The organism is Pseudomonas antarctica (assembly GCF_001647715.1).
GTDB classification, from domain to species: Bacteria; Pseudomonadota; Gammaproteobacteria; order Pseudomonadales; family Pseudomonadaceae; genus Aquipseudomonas; species Aquipseudomonas antarctica_A.
Map to the genome: position 1 here is coordinate 2,685,151 of NZ_CP015600.1, position 26,796 is coordinate 2,711,946.

Sequence of the window (26,796 nt, forward strand, 5' to 3'; positions counted from 1 at the left end):
GCAATGCATTGAACCCGAACTCTAACGGCTCTGTGGTTTAATCCTCAGGGCCACTTATGCATAGAGTGATTGGACCACTATGAGCCGAGGAAAAGCCGCATCCGCCCTGGACCTGCCGCGCCCCGATACATTGGAGGCCGGCAAGCAGCAGGGCGCCTACGAGGCCTTGCGTGCGGCGATCTTGAACCGCCAATTGCCGGCCGGCAGCCGATTGCCGTCCACCCGCAGCCTGGCCGAACGCTGGCTGCTGTCGCGCGGTACGCTTGAAGCGGCGTTCGAGCGATTGCACAGCGAAGGCTACGTGCAGCGCGTGGCGGGCTCCGGCACGCGGGTGTGCGCGGTGATCCCCGAGCAATTTATTGCGGCCTTGGCGCCCACCGAAAGCCCACGCCGTATGGCCGTGCCCGATCAGCCTGATGCGGGCGTGCAAAGTCACGTGCCCTTCGTTGCGCGGCGCCCGGATGCCGGCCTGTTCGATCTGAAAGCCTGGGCACGCTGCATCTCCCGCGGGCTACTGTCGGCAGGGCCGGGTGCGCTGGAAGCTTCCCACCCGGCCGGATTGCCGGCGTTGCGCGCGCAAATTGCCGATTACTTGCGCAGCTATCGCGGCATGCACTGCGAGGCGGACGAGGTGATCGTCACCACCGGCATTCGCCATGGCCTCGACCTGATTGCCCGCACCTTGCTTAAACCGGGCGACACGGCGTGTGTCGAAGACCCCGGCTATACACCGGCGCGTCGCCTGTTCACGCTGGCAGGCGCGCAGGTTGTGCCGATCCCGGTCACGGCCGAAGGCCTCGACACCGCGCAACTCCCGGGTGCTGCACGCTTGGCGTATGTCACGCCTGCACACCAGGCGCCGTTGGGCATGACCCTGTCGGTCTCGCACCGCCTGGCGCTGTTGGACTGGGCCGCGCGCACGGATGCCTGGGTGGTCGAAGACGATTACGACAGCGAATACAACTACAACAGTGCGCCCCTGGCGGCGCTCAAATCCCTGGATTCCGGCGATCGGGTGATTTACTGCGGCAGCTTCAACAAGAACCTGTTCCCCGGCTTGCGCGTGGGCTTCATGGTCGTGCCCAGGACGCTGCGACCCGCGTTGCTGCGTACCTTGCAACTGACCGGGCATTCAGTGGGCGCCACGGATCAAGTGGGGTTGGTGGAGTTCCTGGGCAGCGGGGCCTTTGTGCGCCATCTGCGCGCCTCGCGTCAGGCGTATCAGGCCCGGCGCGATGCCTTGCTGGCCTGTCTCCCGCAAGGCTGCGCGGTCAGCGGCCAGCAGGCCGGGTTGCACTTTGTGCTGTGGTTGCCGGCCGGCGGCGATGAGGCGGATTTCTGCACGCGTGCCGCCGCTGTGGGGCTGACGTTGCAGCCGTTGGGCAAGTTCTGCGTCGAAGCGAGCTTGGCGCCGGCAGTGATCATTGGCTACACCGCGTTGACCCTGGCGCAGATCCGTTTTCACGGGCGAGTGCTCACGAAATTGTTAATGGCGACTTAACGCCCGCTTGGCTAGACTCGCGCCCCATGAGCCGCCTCCTGCGTTTAATCCTGGTCATGCTGTTAAGCCTCACGCTTCCCCTGACCGGGATGGCGGGTGTGCCGTCGAGCACCGAGCCTTGCCCGATGCAGATGTCGGACATGCAAATGATGACGGACATGCCCCCCGATTGCTGCCAGGACGGCGTCGACCATGGCAAGGCCTGCAAGCCCGGCCAGGAGTGCAAGAGCGGTGGCTTGCTGCAACTGTCGATGCCGGTGCTCAAGGCCCCACTGACCCTGGCACACCCTTTAACCGCCAGCCTCTCCTCGGACTTCATCCCCGACCGCACGCCGCCCGGCGTCTGGCGCCCGCCCCGTCGCTGATTCCTGTTGCACCTGAAGACTCATCCCGACCCGGGATGACCTTGCTGTGGGCCGCTTAAAGCGCGACGCAGCGGAACAGATCAGGAATCTTCAACATGAATTCCCTCTACATGCGCGCCCTGGTGGTGGGCGTGCTGGTGTGGCCGGCGCTGGCCTCTGCGCTGACCCTGGATGACGCCCTGCGCCTGGCGCAAAACAACGCGCCCTCACTGACCGCAGAGTCGGCCAAGCTGCAAGCCGCCTCACAGGTGGCAATTGCGGCCGGTGAATTGCCCGACCCGAAACTGGTGGTAGGCCTGCAAAACTTCCCCATCGGCGGGCCCAATCGCGGCACATTGTATGGCGATGACATGACCGACCAGATGATCGGAATCCAGCAACAGGTGCCCAGCCGCGACAAGCGCAAGGCCCGCGTGGAGCTGGCGGATGCAACGATAGAACGCACGGCGGCTGAAGGCCGGATCGAGCGGCTGAGCGTGCGCCAGGCCACGGCCCAGGCGTGGATTCGCGCCTACGCCGTGGAGCGCAAAGAGGCCTTGTTCAAAGACTTTTATCGGCAGAATCGCCTGTTGCAAGACAGCGTGCGTGCGCAGTTGGCCGCGGGACGTGGCCAGGCTTCTGATGCCGTTATTCCCAAGCAGGAAGCCGCCGAGTTGGCGGAGCGCGAGGACGAGTTGACCCAACAACGCGCCCAGGCGCGCGCCGCCCTCAAGCGCTGGATCGGCGCGGCCGCCAATGAGGCGCCCAGCGGCCAGTTACCCAAATGGACCATCGACAGTCTCGGCTACAGCCACAACCTGCATCAACACCCTGAGCTGCAAGCCTTTGTACCGCGCACTCGCGAGGCGCAGGCGCGCTTGCAGGAAGCCAGGGCGCAAAAGACCTCGGACTGGAGTTGGGAGGTCGACTACCAGCACCGGGGCCGGGAATACGGCGATATGGTCAGCCTGCAATTGAGTTTTGACCTGCCGATTTTCCCTGGCCGCCGACAAAACCCGGGTATCGCTGCCAAGCAGGCCGAGGTGGATCAACTGGATGCCGAGCGCGAAGCCGCTACCCGTGAACATACCCAGATGCTCGATGACGACCTCGCGGTGTATCAGCGCCTGGACCGCGCCGTGCTGCGCAGCCAGGACAGCCTGGTGCCGCTGGCCGAAGAGAAGGTGGCGTTGAGCCTGGCCGGTTATCGCGCGGGCAAGGGCGACTTGTTGAATGTGGTCAGTGCCCGTCGCGAGCTGGTCCAGGCCCGCTTCAAACAGATGGATGCCATCGAGCAGCGCGCCTTGATCGGTGCCCAGTTGTATTTCGCCTATGGGGAGCCCAGCAATGAATAATCGAATCGTCGCATTACTGGTGCTGCTGGGGCTGGGGGCGGGCTACGGGTTGGCGCAGTTGCATCCGCAAACCTCGGTTGCGCCTGCATCGAAAGACGATAAGCAGGCGTTGTACTGGTACGACCCGATGTACCCGCAGCAGAAGTTCGACAAACCCGGCAAGTCGCCCTTCATGGATATGCAATTGGTTCCGCGCTACGCCGAAGCTGAAGGTGCTGCTGCAACTATGCCAGCGGTACAGATCGACCCACGGCAAACCCAGAATATCGGCGTGCGCCTGGCGAGCGTGACCCGTGGCGTGATGACCTCTACGCTGGACCTGTCGGGCATCCTTGCCTTCAACGAGCGTGAGGTGGCGGTGGTCCAGGCGCGGGCCGCCGGGTTTGTCGAGCGGGTGTATGCGCGCGCGCCGGGGGATGTGCTAAAAGCCGGCGCGCCCTTGGCGGACCTCCTGATCCCCGAGTGGGCGGCGGCCCAGGAAGAATTCCTCGCACTGCGTCACAGCGGTGACAGCGGGTTGATCGCGGCGGCCCGGCAACGCTTGCGACTGAGCGGCATGCCTACCGGTTTGATCCAGCAAATGGAGCGCAGTGGCCGGGTGCAGTCGGTGTTGACGGTCACCAGCCCGTTGAGCGGCGCATTGCAAACCCTGGAGGTGCGCGAAGGCATGACGCTGGCGGCGGGGCAGACCCTGGCGCGGATCAACGGGTTGGATCAGGTGTGGTTGCAGATCGCCGTACCGGAGGCCCAAGGGGCGACATTGGCGGTGGGGCAAACCGTGCAGAGCCGGTTTGTCGGTTTACCCGGCAAGCGCGTCTCCGGCACCGTCAGCGCGATCTTGCCGGCCACCGCCATGGACAGTCGCACCGTGCAGGTACGTGTGGAATTGCCCAACCCCGATGGCACCTTGCGCCCGGGCATGACCGCTCAAGTGCGCCTGGCGCAAACCAGCGGGCAAGCGGTGCTGCAAGTGCCCAGCGAAGCCTTGATCCGCACCGGCAAACGCGTGCTGGTGATGCTGGCCGAGGAGGGCGGGCATTATCGGCCGGTCGAAGTCGAAGCCGGCGCGGAAAACCGGGACCAGACGGTGATCCGCAGCGGTTTGCAGGAAGGCCAGCAGGTGGTCGCTTCCGGGCAATTTCTGCTGGACTCGGAAGCCAGTTTGAGGGGAATTACCGCGCCACCGTCCGGCATGCCTGAAATGGGTATGCAACCGGGAGCCCAGCCATGATCGCCCTGCTGATTCGTGGGGCGGTGGCTAACCGTTTTCTGGTGTTGCTTGCCACGCTATTCATCACGGCATGGGGCGTTTGGGCGGTGCAAAACACCCCGGTCGATGCCTTGCCGGATCTCTCGGATGTGCAGGTGATTATCCGCACGCCGTTCCCGGGCCAGGCGCCGCAGATCGTGGAAAACCAGGTCACCTACCCGATGACCACCACCATGTTGTCGGTACCGGGTGCCAAGACTGTACGCGGGTTTTCGTTCTTCGGTGACAGCTACGTTTACGTGCTGTTCGACGAAGGTACCGACCTGTATTGGGCCCGTTCGCGGGTGTTGGAATACCTCAGCCAATTGCAGGCACGCTTGCCGGCCTCGGCCAAACCCTCGCTGGGGCCGGACGCCACCGGGGTCGGCTGGATCTACCAATACGCATTGGTGGACCGCACGGGCCAACACGACCTGGCGCAGTTGCGTGCCTTGCAGGACTGGTTTCTTAAATTCGAACTCAAGACCCTGCCGAATGTGGCGGAAGTCGCGACCATCGGCGGCCAGGTCAAGCAGTACCAAGTGCAGCTCGACCCACCGGCCATGGCCAGTCACGGCATCACCCAGGCTCAAGTTGCGCAGGCTATCGGCAAGGCCAATCAGGAAACCGGCGGCTCGGTGCTGAATATGGGCGAGTCCGAGTACATGGTGCGAGCGTCCGGTTACCTGAAAAGCCTGGCTGATTTTCGCGCCATTCCATTGCGCCTCGACAGCAACAATGTGCCGGTGACGCTCGGCGATGTGGCAACGGTCCAACTAGGCCCGGACCTGCGCCGTGGCATCGGCGAGCTCGACGGCGAAGGCGAAGCGGTCGGCGGCGTGGTGATTCTGCGCAGCGGTAAAAATGCGCGTGAAGCCATCGCTGCGGTCAAAACCAGGCTGGAGCAATTGAAGAGCAGCCTGCCGCCCGGTGTGGACATCGTCACGACCTACGACCGCAGCAAATTGATCGACCGTGCCGTCGACAACCTGAGCCACAAGCTGCTGGAAGAGTTCCTGGTGGTGGCGCTGGTGTGCGGGATTTTCCTCTGGCATCTGCGCTCATCGCTGGTGGCGATCATCTCGTTGCCGGTGGGCGTGTTGATCGCGTTTATCGTCATGCGTTTCCAGGGGCTCAACGCCAATATCATGTCCCTGGGCGGCATCGCGATTGCCATTGGTGCGATGGTGGACGCGGCGGTGGTGATGATTGAAAACGCCCACAAGAAGATCGAAGCCTGGCACCACGCCCATCCCGGCAAAACCCTTGAGGGTGATGAGCACTGGAAGGTGGTGACCGATGCGGCGGTGGAGGTCGGGCCGGCGCTGTTTTTCTGTTTGCTGATCATCACCCTGTCGTTTATCCCGGTGTTCACCTTGCAGGCCCAGGAAGGCCGCTTGTTCGGCCCGCTGGCTTACACCAAGACCTACGCCATGGCGGCAGCGGCCGGGTTGTCGGTGACGTTGATCCCGGTGCTGATGGGCTATTGGATTCGCGGGCGCATTCCCGACGAGCAGCGTAACCCGCTCAATCGCGGCCTGATCAAACTCTATCAACCGGCCCTGGATGCCGTGCTGCGTTGGCCGCGCGTGACCTTGCTGGTGGCGCTGCTGATGGTCGCCAGCGTGCTGTGGCCGGTGGCGGAACTCGGTGGCGAGTTCCTGCCGCCGCTGGACGAGGGCGACTTGCTCTACATGCCGTCGGCATTGCCGGGGCTGTCGACGCAGACCGCAGGTGAACTGCTGCAACGCACGGACCGCCTGATCAAGAGTGTGCCGGAAGTGGCCCATGTGTTTGGCAAGGCCGGCCGCGCCGAAACCGCCACCGACCCGGCGCCGCTGGAGATGTTCGAGACCACGATCGAGTTCAAGCCCCGGGACCAATGGCGCCCCGGCATGACCCCGCAATCATTGGTGAAGGAGCTGGACCGTGTGGTGCAGGTGCCGGGCCTGACCAATATCTGGATTCCCCCCATCCGCAACCGTATCGACATGCTCGCCACCGGCGTCAAAAGCCCGATCGGCGTGAAGGTGGCGGGCACCAGCCTGATGCAGATCGACGCGGTGACCCAGGCCGTGGAGAAGGTCGCCAAGGGTGTGCCCGGCGTGAGTTCGGCATTGGCCGAGCGCCTGACCGGCGGGCGCTATATCGATGTGGATATCGACCGCGCGGCAGCCGCGCAATACGGTCTGAACATCGCTGATGTGCAGTCGATTGTGTCGGGGGCCATTGGCGGGGAAACCATTGGCGAAACTGTAGAAGGTCTGGCGCGCTTCCCCATCAGCCTGCGTTACCCCAAGGCCTGGCGCGACTCGGTGGAGTCGCTACGCAATCTGCCGATCTATACGCCACAGCGCAGCCAGATCACCCTCGGTACGGTGGCCAGGCTCAAGGTCAGTGAAGGCCCGCCGATGCTCAAAAGTGAAAATGCACGGCCTTCCGGCTGGGTGTATATCGACGTGCGTGATCGCGACTTGGCGTCCGTGGTCAAGGACCTCCGTGAGGCCATCAACCAGCAGGTGCACCTGCAACCGGGCATGAGCCTCAGCTATTCGGGGCAGTTCGAGTTTCTGGAGCGGGCCAATCAGCGTTTGAAGCTGGTCGTGCCGGCGACCTTGCTGATCATCTTTGTGTTGCTGTACCTGACCTTCCGCCGTGTGGACGAGGCGTTGCTGATCCTCGGTACATTGCCGTTCGCACTGACCGGTGGCGTCTGGTTGCTCTACTGGCTGGGCTTCAACCTGTCGGTGGCCACGGGCGTGGGCTTTATCGCGTTGGCGGGCGTGTCGGCCGAGTTTGGCGTGATTATGCTGCTCTACCTGAAAAACGCCTGGGCCGAGCGCAAGGACGGTGACCTGCTGGCGGCCATCACCGAAGGCGCAGTGCTGCGGGTGAGGCCCAAGGCGATGACCGTTGCGGTGATCATCGCCGGGTTGTTGCCGATCCTGCTGGGCGGCGGCACGGGCAGTGAGGTCATGAGCCGCATCGCCGCGCCGATGATCGGCGGCATGCTAACGGCGCCGTTGTTGTCGCTGTTCGTGATCCCGGCCGCGTATCACCTGATGCGCCGTGCCAAGGCCAAACGCTGAGCAAACATGGGGGAGGGGGCTCGTGTGGGAGCGGGCTTGCTCGCGAATACGTTGTGTCAGTCGCCAGATACATTGACGGACCCACCGCCATCGCGGCATAGGTATCTACGCAACTATTTGTGTCGCTTTAGGCCTGTGAGGGGGTTAGGTAGGTTGAGTACATATCCGTTGCTGCGGTAACGGCTGCTTAGGGTTCCGCCCTTACGGCGGGTCACTTTTTTACAAAGCGCCTAAAAAAGTAACCAAAAAACGCTTTGCCCCACCACTCGGTGCCTCGCCTGGGCTCGGCATGCCCGCACTCCGGCTTGAATCCGTGGGCCGCCGCAATGGGCCATCCTTGGCCCAGTGCGGCTAACCCGGCGTCCTGCCGGGTTACCCACGGATTCAAGCCTGCGTTCGGCCATCGTGGTTAACGGGGCCTGTCAGATCAAGATCAAAAGCAGAGCACGGCGGCCTGGTAGCCGACCTGAGTGGTTGAAGCAAAAGCAGGGCAACAGCACAGCAACACCACTTTTACCGGATGAAATGAGTTCCAACTGTGGGAGCGGCGGTGCGACGATTCGACTTGCTCGCGAATGCGGTGTGTCAGTCAACTTATTTGTAACTGACACACCGCATTCGCGAGCAAGCCCGCTCCCACATTTGATTGGGTTCAGCTTCCAAGATCAGGTCGGCTGTAAGGCCGCCTCGGTTTTGCTTTTGATCTAACCACTCAGGTCGGCTACCAGGCCGCCGTGCTCTGCTTTTGATCTTGATCTGCTGTTGATCTTAGGCGCCCCGTTAACCACGCTGGCCGAACGTAGGTATTACGGAGCGGGTAAACCGGCAGGACGCCGGTTTAGCCGCGACGGGGCAGGGACGGCCCGTCGCGGCGGCCCGCTTCGTGATGCCGGAGTGAGGGCACACCGAGCCCAGGCGAGGTGCCGAGTGGTGGGGCAAGAGCCTTTTGGTTACTTTTGGGCTCCTTTCAAAAGTGACCCGCCGTAAGGGCGGAACCCATGTCAGCCGTTACCCAAACAACGGATATGTACTCAACGCCCCCCCGACAACCACAGCACTCAACCCGTAAAAAAAGATGTGTAGATACCTATGGCCATCGCGGGCGAGCCCGCTCCCACAGGGGATATCCAATGCCACAGGATCAGTCGTCGAAGCCGACCTGCTCGTGAATCTCATCCACCTTCAATTCCAACCGGTACGCCACGGCAATAAACAACGCCTGGCACAGGCACAAGGTGGCGCTCAACGAGCGGAAGGCAAACGATGACCCTTCATTCACCAACAGCACCGCGTTCGCCCGTTTGGCCAGGGGCGATAGGTTGCTGTCGGTGATGATCAGGGTCTTGGCCTGGTGATGTTGGGCAATGCGCAGGCAGTGCTGGGTCTCTTTGCCGTAGGGCGTAAAGCTGATGGCAATCACCAGGTCATTGGCGCGCACGCTGCGCATCTGTTCGCGGTAGCTGCCGCCCAGGCCTGAAATCAGGTGAATGCGCTTGTTGGTGTGTTGCAGGTTGTAGACCAGGTAATCGGCCACCGCAAAGGAGCGGCGCACACCGACCACGTAGATATTGTCGGCATTGACCACCAGGTCCACGGCCTTCTCAAACGCCACATCGTCCAGTTCCAGCCCCAGGCGCTCGATGCCGGACAGGGTGGCGTTCACACATTCACGCGCCAGGTCGCCGCCGCTGGCCTTCTGCGATTTGTTCGCGATCATGCTGCGAATGCGCTGCTGGTAGTTCTGCACCGGCGTGGTCTTGTGGGTGTAGGCCTCGCGAAACAGCGCCTGCATCTCACTGAACCCACTGAAGCCGAAGCGCTGGGAAAACCGCACGATGGCCGACGGGTGCACTTCACATTCGCGGGCGATGTCGCTGATGCGGTCAACCATGATCCGGTCGCTTTGCTGGCTCATGTAGCTGGCGATGCGTTTGAGCTGGCGCGGCAGACTTTCATATTCGTCGGTGATCAGCTGCAACAGGCGCTCGGCATTGATCGGGGGGCTGGCGAGAGGGTCTTGCGAAGGAGTCTCGGGCGTGGCCGGCTGATCGGTGCGGGACATGGGCAATCCTTTTGGCTTGTTCTTCTGATGCGCTGATGGGTGTGCGCAAGTCTACAGGGTAGGCGCAAAAAAATACCCCGGCATCACGGCGCCTATGGGCGGCTGAAACGGCGCAGGAGGGCTGGCATGCCATTATGCTGGCTTATTGGAAAAAATATTCCACTAAAAATAATTATGGAATAAATATTGATTGAGGCCGCTGAACGTTCTAGTCTGCTTGCACCAAGAGCGTGTGCCGTCACCACGGCGGCACCACGCAGGCTGATAAAAATAACAGGAGCCAGCATGGGCCAGACTCGTTTTGCCAGTGGGCGTCAATTGGATCTGATTTGCCTCGGGCGCCTGGGCGTCGACCTCTACGCACAGCAAGTGGGTGCGCGGCTTGAGGACGTGTCCAGCTTCGCCAAATACCTCGGCGGGTCGTCCGCCAATATCGCGTTCGGCACCGCGAGGCTGGGGCTCAAGTCGGCGATGCTGAGCCGGGTAGGGGACGACCACATGGGCCGCTTCCTGGTGGAATCCCTGGCCCGTGAAGGCTGTGATGTCAGCGGCATCAAGGTCGACGCGGAGCGCCTTACCGCCCTGGTCCTGCTGGGCCTCAAGGACCGCGAAACCTTCCCCTTGGTGTTCTACCGCGAAAACTGCGCCGACATGGCGCTGCGCGCTGAGGACATCAGCGAAGCCTTTATTGCCTCCAGCAAAGCCTTGCTGATCACCGGCACACATTTCTCCACCGATGGCGTGTACAAGGCCAGCATCCAGGCCCTGGACTACGCCGCTAAACACAACGTCAAGCGCGTGCTGGATATTGACTACCGCCCCGTGCTGTGGGGCCTGGCGGGCAAGGCGGATGGTGAAACCCGGTTTGTCGCCGACCAGAATGTCAGCCAGCATGTGCAGAAAATCCTGCCACGTTTCGACTTGATCGTCGGCACGGAAGAAGAGTTTTTGATCGCGGGCGGCAGTGAAGATTTGCTCACCGCTTTGCGTACCGTACGTGAACTGACCCCGGCGACCCTGGTGGTCAAACTCGGCCCGCAAGGTTGCACGGTGATCCACGGCGCGGTGCCAGCGCGGCTGGAGGATGGCGCAATTTACCCGGGCGTGCGGGTTGAAGTGCTGAATGTGCTGGGGGCCGGCGATGCGTTTATGTCGGGCTTCCTCAGCGGCTGGATAAACGATGCCAGCGATGAGCGCTGCAGCCAGTTGGCCAACGCCTGCGGTGGTCTCGTCGTGTCCCGCCACGCTTGCGCGCCGGCCATGCCAACGCCTGCCGAACTGGATTACCTGTTCAATAGCCCGGTGCCCATCACCCGCCCTGACCAGGACGTCACCCTCCAGCGCCTGCACCGGGTCACCGTGCCGCGTAAAGCCTGGAAGCAGCTGTTCGTGTTTGCGTTCGACCATCGCTGGCAATTGGTGGACCTGGCGCAAAAAGGCGGCCAGGACCTGACGCGTATCAGCGACATCAAGCAGCTGTTTATCCAGGCCATTGAACGTGTGGAACATAAGCTACGCGAGCAAGGTGTCGAGGCTGATGTGGGCCTGCTGGCCGACCAACGCTTCGGGCAGGATGCGCTCAATGCCGCCAGCGGTCGCGGCTGGTGGATCGCCCGCCCGGTGGAAGTGCAGAACTCGCGGCCCCTGGCGTTTGAGCACGGTCGCTCGGTAGGCAGCAATCTGATCGCCTGGCCGCAGGAGCAAATCATCAAGTGCCTGGTGCAATTCCACCCTGACGACGAGCCGATGCTGCGCCTGGAACAGGAAGCGCAACTCAAGGCCGTGTACGAGGCCTCCCTGGTCAGCGGCCATGAGCTGTTGCTGGAAGTCATCCCGCCCAAAGACCACCCGTCGACCTATCCCGACGTGCTCTATCGCAGCCTCAAGCGCTTGTACAACCTGGGCATCTACCCGGCATGGTGGAAGATCGAGGCGCAATCGGCCGCAGACTGGAAAAAGCTCGATGAGCTGATCCAGGAACGCGACCCGTACTGCCGCGGCGTGGTGCTGCTGGGCCTTAACGCATCGGCTGAATGCCTCGCCGATGGCTTCCAGCAAGCCAGCCAAAGCACCACCTGCCGTGGGTTTGCGGTGGGCCGCACGATCTTCCAGGAACCGAGCCGCGCGTGGATGGCGGGGGAGATTAATGATGAGACGTTGATTGAGCAGGTGCAGCAAACCTTCGAACAGCTCATCAACGCCTGGCGCAGTTCGCGCACCTGAACACAGTCTTTAACCTGAAAGGCATTCAAATGTGGAAGCTGGCTTGTCGATTCGACAAGCCAGCTTCCACACACACCAGATATCAGTGAAGCTGAAAAACAATAAAGGTGCAGCCATGCCCGCAATCCGAATTGGCATCAACCCGATCTCCTGGAGCAACGACGACCTGCCGGCGCTGGGTGGCGAAACGCCCCTGAGCACCGCCCTGAGCGAAGGCAAGGAAATCGGCTACGAGGGTTTTGAGCTCAACGGCAAATTCCCCAAGAACGCAAAAGGGGTGGGCGATGTGTTGCGCCCCTATGACCTGGCGCTGGTCTCTGGCTGGTACTCCAGCCGCCTGGCGCGGCGTTCGGTGGCAGAGGAAATCGAGGCCATCGCCGGTCACGTCGAGCTGCTGAAACAGAACGGTGCCACGGTGTTGGTCTACGGCGAAGTGGCTGATTCTATCCAGGGCTCGAAAGTCCGCCTGATCGAACGCCCGCGTTTGCACAGCGAACAGGCCTGGCAGGACTATGCCGACAAACTCACCGAGTTGGCGCGCTTCACCCTGTCCCAGGGCGTGCGCCTGGCTTACCACCACCATATGGGCGCCTACGTCGAGTCGCCGGAGGACATCGACCAGCTGATGCGCCGAACCGGCCCGGAAGTCGGCCTGCTGTTCGATTCGGGCCACTGTTACATGGGCGGTGGCGAACCCATCGAGGTACTGCGCAAACACATCGACCGCGTCTGCCACGTGCACTTCAAGGACGTACGCAAGCCGGTGGTGCAACTGGCGCGCAATCAGATGTGGAGCTTTCCGGACTGCATCGTCAATGGCACCTTCACCGTGCCCGGCGATGGCGATATCGACTTTGCCGAGCTGCTCGATGTATTGCTGGCCGCCCACTACGAGGGCTGGCTGGTAGTTGAAGCCGAGCAGGACCCGGCCGTGGCGCCCAGCTATATCTATGCGAAAAAGGGCTATGACACGTTGCGCGCGCTTCTCAACGAGAGGACTGAGTGATGAGCTTGTTGGTTAAAAGCAGCAAACGCGGGCAAACCATGGTCGCGCTGGAAGAGGGGCGCCTGGAGTACGTGGGCTTTGCCGCCTACCGCCTGAGCCTCGGTGAAAGCCTGCCGGTCAGCGCTGGCGATAAAGAGGTGTGCCTGGTACTGCTCAGTGGCCGGGTGAATATCGAGGGCGAGGGGTTCAACTGGCAGAACCTCGGTGATCGTCAGTCGGTATTCGAAGACAAATCACCCTTCGCCGCCTACCTGCCGCCGGGCACCGAAGCGCAGATTACCGCCTTGAGCGATGTGCAAATCGCCGTCTGCGCCGCGCCCGGTGCAGAGGGGTTTGAACCGCGTCTGATCCGTCCTGAACAGTGCAAACGCAGCGTGCGCGGCAAAGGCGCCAATACCCGTTATGTGTGTGACATCCTGCCTGACAGCGAGCCGGCCCATTCGCTGCTGGTGGTGGAAGTGCGCACGCCCTCCGGGCATTCGTCGAGCTACCCGCCACACAAACACGACACCGACGACCTGCCGCACCAGAGTTTTCTCGAAGAAACCTACTACCACCAGATTAATCCGCCCCAAGGCTTCGTGTTCCAGCGGGTGTACACCGACGACCGCAGTATCGACCAGGCCATGGCCGTGGAAAACAGCGACTTGGTGGTCGTGCCCAAGGGTTATCACCCGGTCAGCGTGCCGTATGGCTACGAGTCGTACTACCTGAACGTGATGGCCGGCCCCAAGCGCGCCTGGCATTTCCATAACGACCCACAGCACAGCTGGCTGCTGGACCTTTAATCGGTTTGGACGGAGAACAATAACAATGCAGTCGTCTCTGCGTTTTGCCCTAAACCGTATGGTCGCGCCCAACCTTTCCCTGCCGGACTTCATCCAGTTGGCTGCGGCCCTCAAATGCGATGCCATCGAGATTCGCAACGACCTCAAGGGGCACGAAATCGAATTCGGCACGCCGGCCAGCCGCGTGCGCGAGTTGTGCGCAGGGCAGGGCATTGCGGTGCTGTCGATCAACGCGCTGTACCCGTTTGATGTATGGAACGATGAACGTCGCGCCCAGGCGATCGCCCTCGCCACCTATGCCCGCGAATGCGGCGCGCAAGGCCTGGTGATGTGCCCGCTGAATGAGCGCGGCGATGCACGCAGCGAAGCCCAGCGTGCCGCCGGTTTGCGCACGGCGTTGAGCGAGCTGGCGCCGATCCTGCGTGAATACGCGATTCTGGGTTTTATCGAGCCCCTGGGGTTTGAGGAATGTGCTCTGCGCCGCAAGCGCGTGGCGGTGGACGCGATCCAGTCGATTGGCGGGTTGGATGTGTTCCGCCTGGTGCACGACACCTTTCATCATCACCTGGCCAGCGAGCATGAGTTCTTCCCGGAACTGACCGGGCTGGTGCATATCTCCGGCGTGGAAGATGCAGACGCACCACTGAATTCGATTCGCGACGGCCACCGCGTGCTGGTCGGCGAGGGCGATATCCTCGGCAATGCTGCGCAGATCGACACCTTGCTCAGCACCGGGTATGGCGGCTATCTGTCGTTCGAGCCGTTTGCTGAAAGCGTGCATGGGCTGGTGGATATTCAGCAGGCCATTGGGGCAAGCATCGCCCACCTGCAAAACGCCCGGCCCTGACGCTCCCTCATAACATCACTGTTGATCGACAGATTTGCATTCATACAAGGTGCGAACATGACCACAACACGATTGACCATGGCCCAGGCCCTGGTGAAGTTTCTGGATAACCAATACGTCGAAGTCGATGGCGTGCAGAGCAAGTTTGTCGCCGGTGTGTTCACCATTTTTGGTCACGGCAACGTGCTGGGCCTGGGCCAGGCCCTGGAGCAGGACAGCGGCGACCTGGTGGTGCACCAGGGCCGCAACGAGCAGGGCATGGCCCACGCCGCCATCGGTTTTGCCAAGCAGCACCTGCGCCGCAAGATCTACGCGTGCACCGCATCCGTGGGCCCGGGCGCGGCCAATATGCTGACCGCTGCGGCGACCGCCACGGCCAACCGTATTCCGTTGCTACTGCTGCCGGGCGATGTGTATGCCAGCCGCCAACCTGACCCGGTGCTGCAGCAAATCGAGCAATTCCACGACCTGAGCATCAGCACCAACGATGCGTTCCGTTCGGTGAGCAAATACTGGGACCGCATCAACCGTCCCGAACAGTTGATGACCGCCGCGATCCACGCCATGCGCGTGCTCACCGACCCCGCCGAAACCGGCGCTGTGACCCTGGCGCTGCCTCAGGATGTGCAGGCCGAAGCCTGGGACTATCCCGACTATTTCCTGCAAAAACGTGTGCACCGTATCGAGCGTCGTCCAGCCACCCACGCGATGATCGCTGACGCTGTGGCCGCCTTTCGGGGCAAACGCAAGCCGCTGATCATCTGCGGCGGTGGTGTGAAGTACGCCGGGGCAAATGCCGCGTTGCAAGCCTTTGCCGAGCGCTTTGATATTCCTTTCGCCGAAACCCAGGCGGGCAAGAGTGCGGTGGTGTCCAACCACCCGCTGAACCTCGGCGGCATCGGTGAAACCGGCTGCCTGGCGGCTAACCTGCTGGCGCCCGAGGCCGATCTGATTATCGGCATCGGCACGCGTTATACCGATTTCACGACCTCATCCAAATCGCTGTTCAAGCATCCCGAGGTGAAGTTTCTCAACCTCAATATCAGCCCCTGCGATGCCTTGAAGCTCGACGGCGTACAAGTGCTGGCGGACGCGAAGGTTGGCCTTGAGGCACTGGCTGACGCCTTGGGCGACTACCGCGCCGGTTGGGGCGAGCAGGTCTGCGACGCCAAGGCGCAGCTGGAGGCGGAAGTGGACCGTGTGCATCACGTGGAATACAGCGGTGATGATTTTGTTCCGCAGGTTGATGACCACCTGGATCGCGCGGTGCTGCGCGAATTCATCGAATTGACCGGCTCGTGCCTGACTCAGAGCCGTGTACTCGGTGTGCTCAATGACACCCTGGCCGATGACGCCATCATCGTCGCCGCCGCCGGTAGCCTGCCCGGCGACTTGCAGCGCAGCTGGCGCAGCAAAGGCGTCAACACCTACCACGTCGAGTATGGCTATTCATGCATGGGCTACGAGATCAACGCGGCCCTCGGCGTGAAGCTGGCTGAACCGACAAAGGAGGTGTACGCGCTGGTCGGCGATGGCTCTTACATGATGCTGCACTCGGAGCTTGCCACCTCGATCCAGGAGCGGCGCAAGATCAACGTGGTGCTGCTGGACAACATGGCGTTCGGTTGCATCAACAACCTGCAGATCGGCAACGGCATGGACAGCTTCGGCACGGAATTTCGCTTCCGCAACCCCGAGAGCGGCAAGCTCGACGGCGGCCTGGTGCCGGTGGATTTCGCCATGAGCGCGGCGGCTTATGGCTGCAAGACCTATAAGGTCAGCACCGTGGAACAGCTCGAATCGGCGCTGGCCGATGCGCGCACACAAACGGTATCGACGTTGATTGATATCAAGGTACTGCCCAAGACCATGATCCACGGCTACTTGTCGTGGTGGCGTGTGGGTGTTGCCCAGGTGTCCACCAGCGAACGCACGAATGCGGCGGCGAAAAAACTCAATGAACAGCTGGCCAAGGCCCGGCAGTACTAATAACAAGAGGAGTTTGGTATGTCTTTGAAGCTAGGTGTAATCGGTACGGGCGCCATCGGCCGGGACCACATTCGTCGTTGCAGCCAGACCTTGCTTAACAGCCAGGTAGTTGCGGTGACCGACATCAACCTTGAGCAAGCTGCCAAGGTTGTGGCTGATTTGAAGCTGGACGCCGAGGTATACGCCGACGGCCATGCGCTGATCAATTCGCCGCACGTCGAGGCGATTCTGGTGACCTCCTGGGGCCCGAGCCACGAAGAATTCGTGCTCGCCGCCATCGCCGCCGGCAAACCCGTGTTCTGCGAAAAACCCCTGGCCGTGACGGCCGAAGGCTGCCGCAAGATCGTTGATGCTGAAGTCGCCTATGGCAAGCGCCTGGTGCAAGTGGGCTTCATGCGCCCGTACGACGAAGGCTATCGCGCCCTCAAGGCCGTGATCGACAGCGGCCAGATCGGCGAGCCGTTGATGCTGCATTGCGCGCACCGCAACCCAACGGTGGGTGAGAACTACAAGACCGACATGGCCATCACCGACACGTTGATCCACGAGTTGGATGTGTTGCGCTGGTTGCTCAACGACGACTACGTGTCGGTGCAGGTGGTGTTCCCGCGCAAGACCAGCAAGGCCCTGGCCCACCTGCGCGACCCGCAGATTGTGCTGCTGGAAACCGCCAAGGGCACGCGCATCGACGTGGAAGTGTTTGTGAACTGCCAATACGGCTACGACATCCAGTGCGAAGTGGTGGGGGAGACCGGTATCGCCAAGCTGCCGGAACCGTCCCAGGTGCAGTTGCGCAGTGGCGCGAAGCTGTCGAATGCGATTCTGATGGATTGGAAAGACCGCTTTATCGGCGCCTACGACGTCGAGTTGCAGGCCTTCATCGACAGCGTGCGCGCCGGGCAAGTCGGCGGGCCGTCGGCGTGGGATGGGTTTGCGGCGGCAGTGGCGGCGGATGCGTGTATCGAAGCGCAGAGCAGCGAGCAGATCATTAAGGTCAGCTTGCCACCGCGCCCACCTTTCTACGGCTAAGCCCCACTCCACTGAACGCACTTGGTCGGTGTGGGAGCTGGCTTGCCTGCGATGACGGCGGCACATTCAACATTGATGCCGCCTGATACACCGCTTTCGCAGGTAAGCCAGCTCCCACATTTAGATCGGGTTTCCACTTCATGAAGGAGCGCATATATGCGAATCGGACTTGTCGGCTACGGCCACGGCGGCCGTTATTTTCACGCACCGTTGATTGCAACCCTGCCCGGCGCAACCTTTGTGGGCGTAGTGACACGTTCCCCCGAGCGTCGCCTACAGCTGGCGAGCGACCATCCAGGCCTCAAGGCCTTCGACTCCATTGGCCAGATCGTCGAGGCGGGTGTTGATGCTTTAGTGATTTCCACCACCCTCAAAGGACGCCCCGCCCTGGTGCTGGAAGCCATCGAACACGGGGTTGCGGTGGTCAGCGACAAGCCCTTCGCCGCCAATGCCGAACAGGCTCAGGCACTGATCACGGCCGCCGAACGCCAGGGTGTATTGCTCAGCGTCTACCAGAACCGGCGTTGGGATTCGGATTTCCTGACCCTGCGTAAACTGATTGACGCCGGCGCTCTGGGCGCAATCACGCGCTTTGAGTCGCGCGTCGAACGTTATAGCCCGGACGCGGTGGGCAATGTCAGCGGCGGCGGTTGGTTGCGCGACCTGGGCAGCCATCTGGTGGACCAGGCGCTGCAATTGTTCGGCCCGGTGGACCGGGTGTTCGCCCAACTGCAATTCAGCCCGCAACATCCGACCCTCGATCACGGCTTTTTCGTTTCCCTGACTCACGCCAATGGGGTGATTTCCCACCTGTGGGGCAGTGCGCTGCAAAACAGCCAGGCCCCGCGTTTTCGCGTCAGTGGCACCTTGGGGTGTTACACCGTGGAGGGGCTGGACGGTCAGGAAGCCGCACTGATGGCGGGCAAGTCGCCGAAAACCGAGGGCGAGCACTGGGGCGCGGAAGAGCATCGGCGTTGGGGGTGGTTTGAACAGGGCGAGGAGCGTGAGCGGGTGCCGTCGGAGAAAGGCTGCTGGACGCAGTTCTATCGCCAGTTGCAAAGTGCTGTCCAAGGGCTTGGGCCGCTGCCGGTGGATGCCAATGACGCATTGGAAACCACCCGTATATTGGACGCTGCACGCCTTAGCAACGAGCGCCAGCAGGTGGTTTCAACAAAAATAGAATAAAATTCTAAAACAGGTTGATATGGAAATTATTTTCTAATAAAGTCTTTTCCAGGTTGCATAAAGTACGTCTCGGACTCGATTCGGGCGACTCGACAAAAACAAGATCAAAAACAACCAGGTACCGTCAGATGAAAATCTTCAACGCTGTACTGCGAGTTTTACGCCCCGCCCTTGCGCCCCGCGGTCTGCCCCGCGCGCGGCCGTTTTATTTCTCCTTCCTTAATGTGCTGTGCGTCGAAAACAAAGGCGCGCTGGTGTGCTGCATTCCCGGCGCACCGGTGGTTCAACTGCCGTCTTCGCCAGCCACGCTCTGATAAACGCAACGTCCAAAAAACCAACAAGAAATTGGAGACAGACCGTTCATGAAGACCCCGATCCGTTTTACCGCGCTGGCCTTGTCCATGCTGCTTGCCAGCGGTTTTGCCGCGGCCGCCGATATCAAGGTGGGCGTGACCATGTCCGCTTTCGATGACACGTTCCTGACCTACCTGCGCGAAGACATGGACAAGCAAGCCAAGTCCTATCCCAAGGGTGACGGCGTACAGCTGCAGTTCGAAGACGCCCGGGCCGACGTGGTCAAGCAACTGAGCCAGGTCGAGAACTTTATCAGCCAGAAAGTCGACGCGATTATCGTCAACCCGGTCGATACCGCCTCGACCAAGAACATCATCAGTGCCGCTACCAAGGCGGGCATCCCGCTGGTCTTCGTCAACCGTCGTCCTGACCAAAAAGAGTTGCCCAAGGATGTCGTCGCGGTGACGTCCGATGACGTCGAGGCCGGTCGTCTGCAAATGCAGTACATCGCCGACAAGCTCGGCGGCAAGGGCAAGATCGTCATCCTGCTGGGTGACCTGGCGAACAACTCCACCACCAACCGTACCAAAGGTGTGAAGGAAATCCTGGCCAAATACCCCGGCATTACCATCGAGCAAGAACAGACCGGCATCTGGCTGCGTGACAAGGGCATGACCCTGGTCAACGACTGGCTGACCCAAGGTCGCGAATTCAATGCGGTTCTGGCCAACAATGATGAGATGGCCATTGGCGCGTCCATGGCGCTGAAGTCGGCGGGTACCAAGCCGGGCACCGTGTTAATTGCGGGGGTTGATGGCACGCCGGACGGTTTGAACGCAATTACCAAGGGCGACATGGCGGCGTCGGCCTTCCAGGACGCCAAGGGCCAGGCGGTCGGTTCGGTGGAGGCGGCGCGCAAGATGGCGAAGAAGGAGCCGGTCGAGCAGAACGTAATCATCCCGTTCAAGCTGATCACACCGGACAACGTCAAAGACTTCAAGTAGCCCTTCATAACAACAATAAGCAAGCAGGGCGGCCACGGTCGCTCTGCTGATGGAGTACCCGATATGCTTGCTCAAGCCACCGTCTCGCAGCCTCCCGGCATCCAGCCCGTGCTGCAGGAAGAACCCTACCTGCTGGAAATCCTCAACATCAGCAAAGGCTTTCCCGGCGTCGTGGCCCTGGCCGATGTGCAATTGCGGGTACGCCCGGGTTCAGTGCTGGCGCTGATGGGCGAGAACGGTGCGGGTAAATCGACGCTGATGAAAATCATCGCCGGTATCTACCAGCCTGACGCGGGGGAAATTCGCCTACGTGGCAAGCCGATTGTGTTTGAAACACCGCTGGCGGCGCAGAAGGCCGGGATCGCGATGATCCACCAGGAACTCAACCTGATGCCGCACATGAGCATCGCCGAAAATATCTGGATCGGTCGCGAGCAGCTCAACAGCCTGCACATGGTCAACCACCGTGAAATGCACCGCTGCACTGCCGAATTGCTGGCACGCCTGCGCATCAACCTTGACCCCGAAGAACATGTCGGCAACCTCAGCATCGCCGAGCGGCAGATGGTCGAGATTGCCAAGGCGGTGTCCTACGACTCCGACATCCTGATCATGGATGAACCGACCTCAGCCATTACCGAGAAGGAAGTGGCCCACCTGTTTTCGATCATTGCCGACCTCAAGTCCCAAGGCAAAGGCATCGTCTATATCACGCATAAAATGAACGAAGTGTTCGCCATTGCCGACGAAGTGGCGGTGTTTCGTGACGGCCACTACATCGGTCTGCAGCGCGCCGACAGCATGAACAGCGACAGCCTGATTTCGATGATGGTCGGCCGTGAACTGAGCCAGTTGTTCCCGGTGCGCGAGACGCCCATTGGCGAACTGCTGTTGTCGGTGCGTGACCTGCGCCTGGACGGTGTGTTCAAGGACGTGTCATTCGATCTGCACGCCGGTGAAATCCTCGGCATCGCCGGGTTGATGGGCTCGGGCCGCACCAACGTGGCGGAAACGATCTTCGGCATCACCCCAAGCTCCGGAGGGCAGATCACTCTCGACGGCAAGCCGGTGCGCATCAGCGACCCGCACATGGCCATCGAGAAGGGTTTTGCGCTGTTGACCGAAGACCGCAAGCTCAGCGGCCTGTTCCCGTGCCTGTCGGTCCTGGAAAACATGGAGATGGCCGTGCTGCCGCTTTACTCGGGCAACGGGTTTATCCAGCAGAAGGCCCTGCGCGCCTTGTGCGAAGACATGTGCAAGAAGCTGCGGGTGAAAACCCCATCCCTAGAACAGTGCATCGACACGTTGTCCGGCGGCAACCAGCAAAAAGCCCTGCTGGCGCGTTGGCTGATGACCAACCCACGCCTGTTGATTCTCGATGAGCCGACCCGTGGCATCGATGTCGGCGCCAAGGCCGAGATCTATCGCTTGATTTCCTTCCTCGCCAGCGAAGGTATGGCGGTGATCATGATTTCCTCCGAACTGCCGGAAGTGCTGGGCATGAGCGACCGGGTGATGGTGATGCACGAAGGCGAACTGATGGGCACCCTGGATCGCGCAGATGCAACCCAGGAAAAAGTCATGCAGTTGGCTTCCGGTATGACCGTAGTCCACTGACGAACAGCACAGAATAAGAAGGTGATTGGCTATGAACGCAATAACAGACAACAAGCCTGCCACGGCACCGGTCAAGCGCCGTCGGCGTTTACCCACCGAGCTGAGCATCTTCCTGGTGCTGATCGGCATCGGCCTGGTATTTGAACTGTTCGGCTGGATCGTGCGTGACCAGAGCTTCCTGATGAACTCCCAGCGCCTGGTGCTGATGATCCTGCAAGTGTCGATCATCGGCCTGCTGGCGATCGGTGTGACCCAAGTGATCATCACCACCGGTATCGACCTGTCCTCCGGCTCTGTGTTGGCGTTATCGGCGATGATCGCCGCCAGTCTGGCGCAGACCTCGGACTTTTCCCGCGCGGTGTTCCCCAGCCTGACTGACTTGCCGGTGTGGATTCCCGTGGCGATGGGCCTGGGGGTCGGGCTGCTGGCGGGAGCGATTAACGGCAGTATCATCGCCGTTACCGGTATCCCGCCGTTTATTGCCACCTTGGGCATGATGGTCTCGGCGCGTGGCCTGGCGCGTTACTACACCGAAGGCCAGCCGGTGAGCATGCTGTCGGACTCCTACACGGCGATTGGTCATGGTGCGATGCCGGTGATCATCTTTCTGGTGGTGGCGGTGATCTTCCATATCGCCCTGCGCTACACCAAGTACGGCAAGTACACCTACGCCATCGGCGGCAACATGCAGGCGGCGCGCACGTCGGGGATCAACGTCAAGCGCCATCTGATCATCGTCTACAGCATTGCCGGGTTGCTGGCGGGCCTGGCCGGTGTTGTCGCTTCGGCGCGTGCCGCTACCGGCCAGGCCGGTATGGGCATGTCCTATGAACTGGACGCGATTGCTGCGGCGGTGATCGGCGGCACCAGCCTGGCGGGCGGGGTAGGGCGCATCACCGGCACCGTGATCGGCGCGTTGATCCTCGGGGTGATGGCGAGCGGGTTTACCTTTGTCGGGGTGGATGCGTATATCCAGGACATCATCAAGGGCCTGATCATCGTGGTGGCGGTGGTAATCGACCAATATCGCAACAAGCGCAAACTCAAGCGCTAACGCAGATTTGCAGCTGGCGCAGAACCAAAGTGTGGGAGCGGGCTTGCTCGCGAAAGCGGTGTATCAGTGCCCAATGCGCTGCCTGACACTCAGCATTCGCGAGCAAGCCCGCTCCCACATTTGGATCTGCGCCAATGAGTTCTAACCGTTTGTCTTCTATATAGCTCCACAAGACTGAATTTCTTGCTATAAACGCACTCCGATGACCATTCGCCAAGCCCGTCCTGGTGCCTTTGGGGGTTAATTGGGAAAAAATGCCTGTCTTTTCAGTTGCTGAGCCCTCAAGTCGGCCTTAGACTGCCGCCCCTCGTAAATTGAGTGCCGGGTGGCGCTTGAAATGGATGGCGCCTTTCCGAGACCGGCACAGGCCTTCCGGGAAGCTCCCTTATTCGCCTTAATGCACGTATTTTTTATAGAGAAATCAATGACAAAGGAAAAGTTGCTGGCCATGCCGGCGGATGACTACATGAATGCCGAACAGCACGCTTTTTTCGAGCAGTTGCTGCAAGACATGAAGGTGGAACACCACGCGCGCATTGAACAGAACCGCATCGCCATCGAAAGCCTGGATACCCCGGCTGACCCGGCTGACGCCGCTTCTGTGGAAGAAGAGCGCACTTGGCTGGTGAATGCCATCGACCGCGACCAGCGTATGCTGCCGCAGCTTGAGCGCGCTCTGGAGCGCATCAAGGAAGATTCTTTTGGCTGGTGCGATGACAGCGGCGAGCCTATCGGCCTCAAGCGCCTGCTGATCAGCCCAACCACCAAATACTGCATCGAAGCGCAAGAACGTCACGAGCAGATCGACAAGCACCAGCGTCAAGCCTGATACGCTGAAGGCTGCTGTGCTGAAATTGGACGCCGTGCATGCGGTGTCCAGAAATACCGTTTACACCCCTGTCTGTTGATTTGCTGCAAGTAACTCCACTAAAGGCCCATGGATAATGGCCCAATACTGGCGTTTAATGCGTAAACAATAACGACAAGCAGTGGGGTAACGACGATGGCTGGAGACGGATCTCTGATGGGCGCAGCGGTGCCACCGCACACGGTGGCGCGCGTGCTGCCCGGCTGGCCGACGCAGCTTGTGCAGAGCGCCGCCCTGGTGCTGGTATTGCTGGGTCTGGCCTTTGCCGGCTTGCCGTTGTACGTCTGCGTGCCACTGGCCTTGTTGGTGATCTGGCTGCCCGCCCTCAAAACCCGTGCGCCCCGCGTGCAGCCATCCCCGGCCGTCGACACGGTGGGCGAACTGACCCGTGATCTTTCCTATACCACCAGCCATAACGCGCTTTCCGCTGCCGGCGTGGCCTATTCGGTCAAGCAACTGGCGGCTCGGGTGCAGTCGCAACTGAGCGCAGCCAAGCAGATTGTCAGCAGTGCCGAAGTGATGATCGGTACCGAACAGGTCACCTCCCAGCTCAGCCGCCAAGCCCTGGGCGCGGCCAGCCAGGCCCATCAGTGCAGCACGCAAGGGCGTGAAGTGCTGGCGCAGTCGATCATCCGCATGCGCCAGCTCAGCCAGCGCGCCAATGCCAGCCGTGAACTGATCGAAGCCTTGAGCCAGCGCAGTGAGGAAATCCAGCGCGTGACCCTGGTGATCCAATCCATCGCCAGTCAGACCAACTTGCTTGCATTGAACGCCGCCATCGAAGCGGCGCGTGCGGGTGAGCACGGGCGCGGCTTTGCCGTGGTCGCCGATGAAGTGCGTGGCCTCGCCGGGCGCACAGCCACGGCCACCGACGAGGTTGGGGTGATGGTCGCTGATATCCAACAACGTACCGCTCAAGTGGTTGAGCAGATTCGTCAACTGTCGGCGGACCTGCACATCGGCGTCGAGCAAGTGGAACATGCGGGCGAGCAACTGGAAAACATCGCCAGCCTGGCGGCGGATGTGGAAGGGCAAGTCCACGAGATTGCGCAGGGCACCGACACTAACCGCGCGCAACTCGATAGTCTGTTCCACGCCGTGGAGCAAATGCGCAGCGACTTGACGGTGAGCGACGAGCAAACTCGGCAACTGGCCGACGTCGCCGTGCAAATGGAGGGGCAGGCGGAAACCATCAGCGAACGCCTGGCTGAGGTCGGCCTGGACGACTATCACCAGCGCATCTACGACCTGGCCCGTGAAGGCGCCAGCCGTATTGCCGAACAGTTTGAGGCCGATGTCTTGCAAAACCGTATCAGCCTGGAGGACTTGTTTGACCGCAGCTACACGCCCATTCCGAATACCCGCCCGAGCAAATACCACACGCGTTTTGATGGCTACACCGACCAAGTCTTACCGGCGATCCAGGAGGCGTTGCTGCCGCGCCATGAAGGGTTGGTATTCGCTATCGCCTGCACACCTCAGGGCTACGTGCCGACGCACAACAAGGCGTTCTCCCACGCCCTCACCGGTGACGCGCAGGTCGATGCACTGCAGAACCGTACCAAGCGCAAATTTGAAGACCGCACCGGCATTCGTTGCGGCAGCCATCAACAAGCGGTGTTGTTGCAGACCTACACCCGCGACACCGGCGAGTTGATGCACGATTTGTCGGTGCCGATTATGGTCAGGGGCAGGCATTGGGGGGGCTTGCGCCTGGGCTATAAACCGGAAGGGGCTAAAGCCGCGCGTTAGGATTGTTGCTGTTTATGCAATGGAGCTATTCCGGGGATAGCTTTTTCCAACTGGAATAAAACCGTAGCATGGCCAACATTGTTAGGCAGCTAACTAATGTTGCGGAGATTCTCCATGCAAAATAAGGTTGATGTGGCCGTGATGATCGGCAGTGGCGTACCACAAGCCCTGCGTGCGCTGGGTCAGAAAGCTTGCTGGGTGGTGTTGCTCAATGGTGAGCAACGCGGCACTGCGTTCGCCAGCCGCGATGAAGCCGAGGAGTGCAGGGCTGCCTGGGAGGCGCTGATGCGCCTGGAACAGTCAGACAGCCTGCATTGACGGGGGTTAGTGCGGTTGATGCAGACGCTGGTTCAGTTCATCCACCGGGATGGCCCATTCGGCGTCTTCGCGCAATTCTTCCTTGAGAAACGCCGCTTGTTGCGGCGTCCAGAAAGGTGCATCGATCAGCTTAACGTCTTCATCCAGCGTGTGTGCGCCGATGAATGCGTCGATGGCTTCGGGGCTTGAATCCAGGCCGAGTTGTTCAAACAGAGTTTCAAGTGTCGGGATTGGCGCGTCCATGGTCGTTCTCCATGCAAGGTGATGGTCGTTGTGCATGTGAGGCTCAGGGCGTGTCAGAGTTCAGGAATTAAGTGCCCCCGAATCCACGGCGGTTTTCAGGGCCTTGGCGGCATCCTTTGCTGCAACTGCGGCGGCGTCGACAGTTTTGAACCAACGATCTTTTTCTACCTGATGCGTGGTGATCGTGGTCAGCGGTGGTTTGGCCCGCATGATGATCACCGCTTGAAACTCACCGTCTACTTCCCTCGCATCGCCATGGATGAAAAATTCGCCAATATCAAATTCCGTCACGTATAGCCTTCCCTTCAAGGTAACTGCACTGATGAAACCTGACCCGCAGGGGGCAAACTTCAATGGACGGAGCAGTATGGCAGTTGTTGAGGGGCGACGGCGCAGTAAAGTCATCCAGACGACGAAACAAACCCGCCGTAAGCGGCGTGCAAGCTGGCGTCGAGCTATTTGGCCAACTCGCAGGCCTGGGCGTGCGTACTGCGAAAACCTCTGATTCTGCCGCTGGTCACTTCCAGGATATGTAAGAAATTGCGGCCGGCCGGTACAACTGGGTAAAGAACGGAATTGGAGTACCCGTTGGGGTAATCTAAGCAGTAGTATTGGCGCTCGTCTTGACATGATGAACGAGCGCCGGAAGGCGTAACGTCGTGTTGGCGCGGGTGCATGGCCAGCGCCTGTCGATCAATCGTGTTGACTCACCAGCAGCGTTTCGGCTGGTTTTGACCCGTGTTGCTGTTTTAGTATTGTCGTCGGCAGCCCATGCTTGGTTCCACGCCAGGTAATTTGTTATGTGTAGGTTGTCGGAAACTGCGTTTTTAACTGGGTTATTCTCTGAAGCTGGTCGGCGCGTATTCTCGGGCCGTTGAACCTGTGATTTTCTGTGGCGCCAGATGACCTTACATGAGGTCCATCGCGCACGCCTGTACTAGTCTCATGACGTAGAAGCGGGTTCTCTTCAGTTTTTTTT

Annotated in this window: 23 protein-coding genes; 19 read left to right on the forward strand and 4 right to left on the reverse strand. The window is 60.8% G+C overall.

All coding sequences use genetic code 11. The annotated features are described in order from the left end of the window. Positions 1–79 precede the first annotated feature (79 nt). From A7J50_RS12305 to A7J50_RS12325, 5 genes are all read left to right on the forward strand, one after another. On the forward strand, positions 80–1,501 hold the full coding sequence (locus A7J50_RS12305; RefSeq protein ID WP_064452034.1) for a PLP-dependent aminotransferase family protein: 1,422 nt from the start codon (positions 80–82) through the stop codon (positions 1,499–1,501). Between the two features lie 26 nt (positions 1,502–1,527). Further along, positions 1,528–1,866: a hypothetical protein gene (locus tag A7J50_RS12310; protein ID WP_064452035.1), complete on the forward strand. Its 339-nt coding sequence runs from the start codon at positions 1,528–1,530 to the stop codon at positions 1,864–1,866. 95 nt (positions 1,867–1,961) lie between these two features. After that, positions 1,962–3,200, forward strand: a complete 1,239-nt coding sequence (locus A7J50_RS12315) for a TolC family protein (protein ID WP_064452036.1) — start codon at positions 1,962–1,964, stop codon at positions 3,198–3,200. Then, on the forward strand, positions 3,193–4,431 hold the full coding sequence (locus A7J50_RS12320; protein ID WP_064452037.1) for an efflux RND transporter periplasmic adaptor subunit: 1,239 nt from the start codon (positions 3,193–3,195) through the stop codon (positions 4,429–4,431). Before A7J50_RS12315 ends, A7J50_RS12320 begins: the two co-directional genes overlap by 8 nt. After that, positions 4,428–7,538 carry an efflux RND transporter permease subunit gene (locus A7J50_RS12325; RefSeq protein WP_064452038.1) on the forward strand — a complete coding sequence of 1,037 codons (3,111 nt, stop codon included), beginning with the start codon at positions 4,428–4,430 and terminating at the stop codon, positions 7,536–7,538. Before A7J50_RS12320 ends, A7J50_RS12325 begins: the two co-directional genes overlap by 4 nt. A 1,141-nt stretch (positions 7,539–8,679) precedes the next feature. On the opposite strand, the gene A7J50_RS12330 is transcribed toward A7J50_RS12325, so the two are convergent. Next, positions 8,680–9,600 (reverse strand): MurR/RpiR family transcriptional regulator, encoded by a 921-nt coding sequence (locus A7J50_RS12330; protein WP_053256468.1) that lies wholly within the window; start codon positions 9,598–9,600, stop codon positions 8,680–8,682. Positions 9,601–9,692: 92 nt separating this feature from the next. Further along, positions 9,693–9,887 (reverse strand): hypothetical protein, encoded by a 195-nt coding sequence (locus tag A7J50_RS31385; protein ID WP_156526274.1) that lies wholly within the window; start codon positions 9,885–9,887, stop codon positions 9,693–9,695. Between A7J50_RS31385 and A7J50_RS12335 the strand changes: the two genes are divergently transcribed. The 14 genes from A7J50_RS12335 (at position 9,886) to A7J50_RS12395 (ending at position 25,574) form a co-directional block, all read left to right on the forward strand. Then, positions 9,886–11,823, forward strand: coding sequence for a bifunctional 5-dehydro-2-deoxygluconokinase/5-dehydro-2-deoxyphosphogluconate aldolase (locus tag A7J50_RS12335; protein ID WP_064452039.1), 1,938 nt, complete (start codon positions 9,886–9,888; stop codon positions 11,821–11,823). The genes A7J50_RS31385 and A7J50_RS12335 overlap by 2 nt on opposite strands. Before the next feature lie 115 nt (positions 11,824–11,938). Then, a complete protein-coding gene (gene iolE, locus A7J50_RS12340) occupies positions 11,939–12,829 on the forward strand; it encodes a myo-inosose-2 dehydratase (RefSeq protein WP_064454918.1) in 891 nt (296 codons plus the stop codon). After that, entirely contained in the window at positions 12,829–13,617 is a 789-nt protein-coding gene (gene iolB, locus A7J50_RS12345) for a 5-deoxy-glucuronate isomerase (RefSeq protein WP_064452040.1), read from the forward strand. Before iolE ends, iolB begins: the two co-directional genes overlap by 1 nt. A gap of 25 nt (positions 13,618–13,642) precedes the next feature. After that, the gene (locus A7J50_RS12350) at positions 13,643–14,464 is read left to right on the forward strand and encodes a TIM barrel protein (RefSeq protein ID WP_064452041.1); all 822 of its coding nucleotides are present in this window, start codon (positions 13,643–13,645) and stop codon (positions 14,462–14,464) included. A 57-nt stretch (positions 14,465–14,521) separates the two neighbouring features. Next, entirely contained in the window at positions 14,522–16,453 is a 1,932-nt protein-coding gene (iolD, locus tag A7J50_RS12355; RefSeq protein ID WP_064452042.1) for a 3D-(3,5/4)-trihydroxycyclohexane-1,2-dione acylhydrolase (decyclizing), read from the forward strand. 18 nt (positions 16,454–16,471) lie between these two features. After that, a complete protein-coding gene (locus A7J50_RS12360) occupies positions 16,472–17,482 on the forward strand; it encodes a Gfo/Idh/MocA family protein (protein WP_064452043.1) in 1,011 nt (336 codons plus the stop codon). A gap of 156 nt (positions 17,483–17,638) precedes the next feature. Further along, positions 17,639–18,667, forward strand: a complete 1,029-nt coding sequence (locus tag A7J50_RS12365; RefSeq protein ID WP_064452044.1) for a Gfo/Idh/MocA family oxidoreductase — start codon at positions 17,639–17,641, stop codon at positions 18,665–18,667. A 128-nt stretch (positions 18,668–18,795) separates the two neighbouring features. Continuing rightward, the gene (locus A7J50_RS30605) at positions 18,796–18,981 is read left to right on the forward strand and encodes a hypothetical protein (protein ID WP_082895868.1); all 186 of its coding nucleotides are present in this window, start codon (positions 18,796–18,798) and stop codon (positions 18,979–18,981) included. Between the two features lie 48 nt (positions 18,982–19,029). Further along, complete coding sequence (locus A7J50_RS12370; RefSeq protein ID WP_064452045.1) at positions 19,030–19,965, forward strand: sugar ABC transporter substrate-binding protein; 936 nt, start codon at positions 19,030–19,032, stop codon at positions 19,963–19,965. 63 nt (positions 19,966–20,028) lie between these two features. Next, positions 20,029–21,582, forward strand: a complete 1,554-nt coding sequence (locus tag A7J50_RS12375) for a sugar ABC transporter ATP-binding protein (RefSeq protein ID WP_064452046.1) — start codon at positions 20,029–20,031, stop codon at positions 21,580–21,582. 31 nt (positions 21,583–21,613) lie between these two features. Continuing rightward, complete coding sequence (locus A7J50_RS12380; protein WP_064452047.1) at positions 21,614–22,636, forward strand: ABC transporter permease; 1,023 nt, start codon at positions 21,614–21,616, stop codon at positions 22,634–22,636. Between the two features lie 424 nt (positions 22,637–23,060). After that, positions 23,061–23,465 carry a TraR/DksA family transcriptional regulator gene (locus A7J50_RS12385; RefSeq protein ID WP_058411639.1) on the forward strand — a complete coding sequence of 135 codons (405 nt, stop codon included), beginning with the start codon at positions 23,061–23,063 and terminating at the stop codon, positions 23,463–23,465. A 558-nt stretch (positions 23,466–24,023) separates the two neighbouring features. Then, positions 24,024–25,256 (forward strand): methyl-accepting chemotaxis protein, encoded by a 1,233-nt coding sequence (locus A7J50_RS12390; RefSeq protein WP_420492095.1) that lies wholly within the window; start codon positions 24,024–24,026, stop codon positions 25,254–25,256. Between the two features lie 114 nt (positions 25,257–25,370). After that, on the forward strand, positions 25,371–25,574 hold the full coding sequence (locus A7J50_RS12395; protein WP_053256457.1) for a hypothetical protein: 204 nt from the start codon (positions 25,371–25,373) through the stop codon (positions 25,572–25,574). A gap of 6 nt (positions 25,575–25,580) precedes the next feature. On the opposite strand, the gene A7J50_RS12400 is transcribed toward A7J50_RS12395, so the two are convergent. After that, positions 25,581–25,817: a DUF2789 domain-containing protein gene (locus tag A7J50_RS12400; protein ID WP_053256456.1), complete on the reverse strand. Its 237-nt coding sequence runs from the start codon at positions 25,815–25,817 to the stop codon at positions 25,581–25,583. 60 nt (positions 25,818–25,877) lie between these two features. Then, on the reverse strand, positions 25,878–26,108 hold the full coding sequence (locus tag A7J50_RS12405) for a hypothetical protein (protein WP_064452049.1): 231 nt from the start codon (positions 26,106–26,108) through the stop codon (positions 25,878–25,880). Positions 26,109–26,796 lie beyond the last annotated feature (688 nt).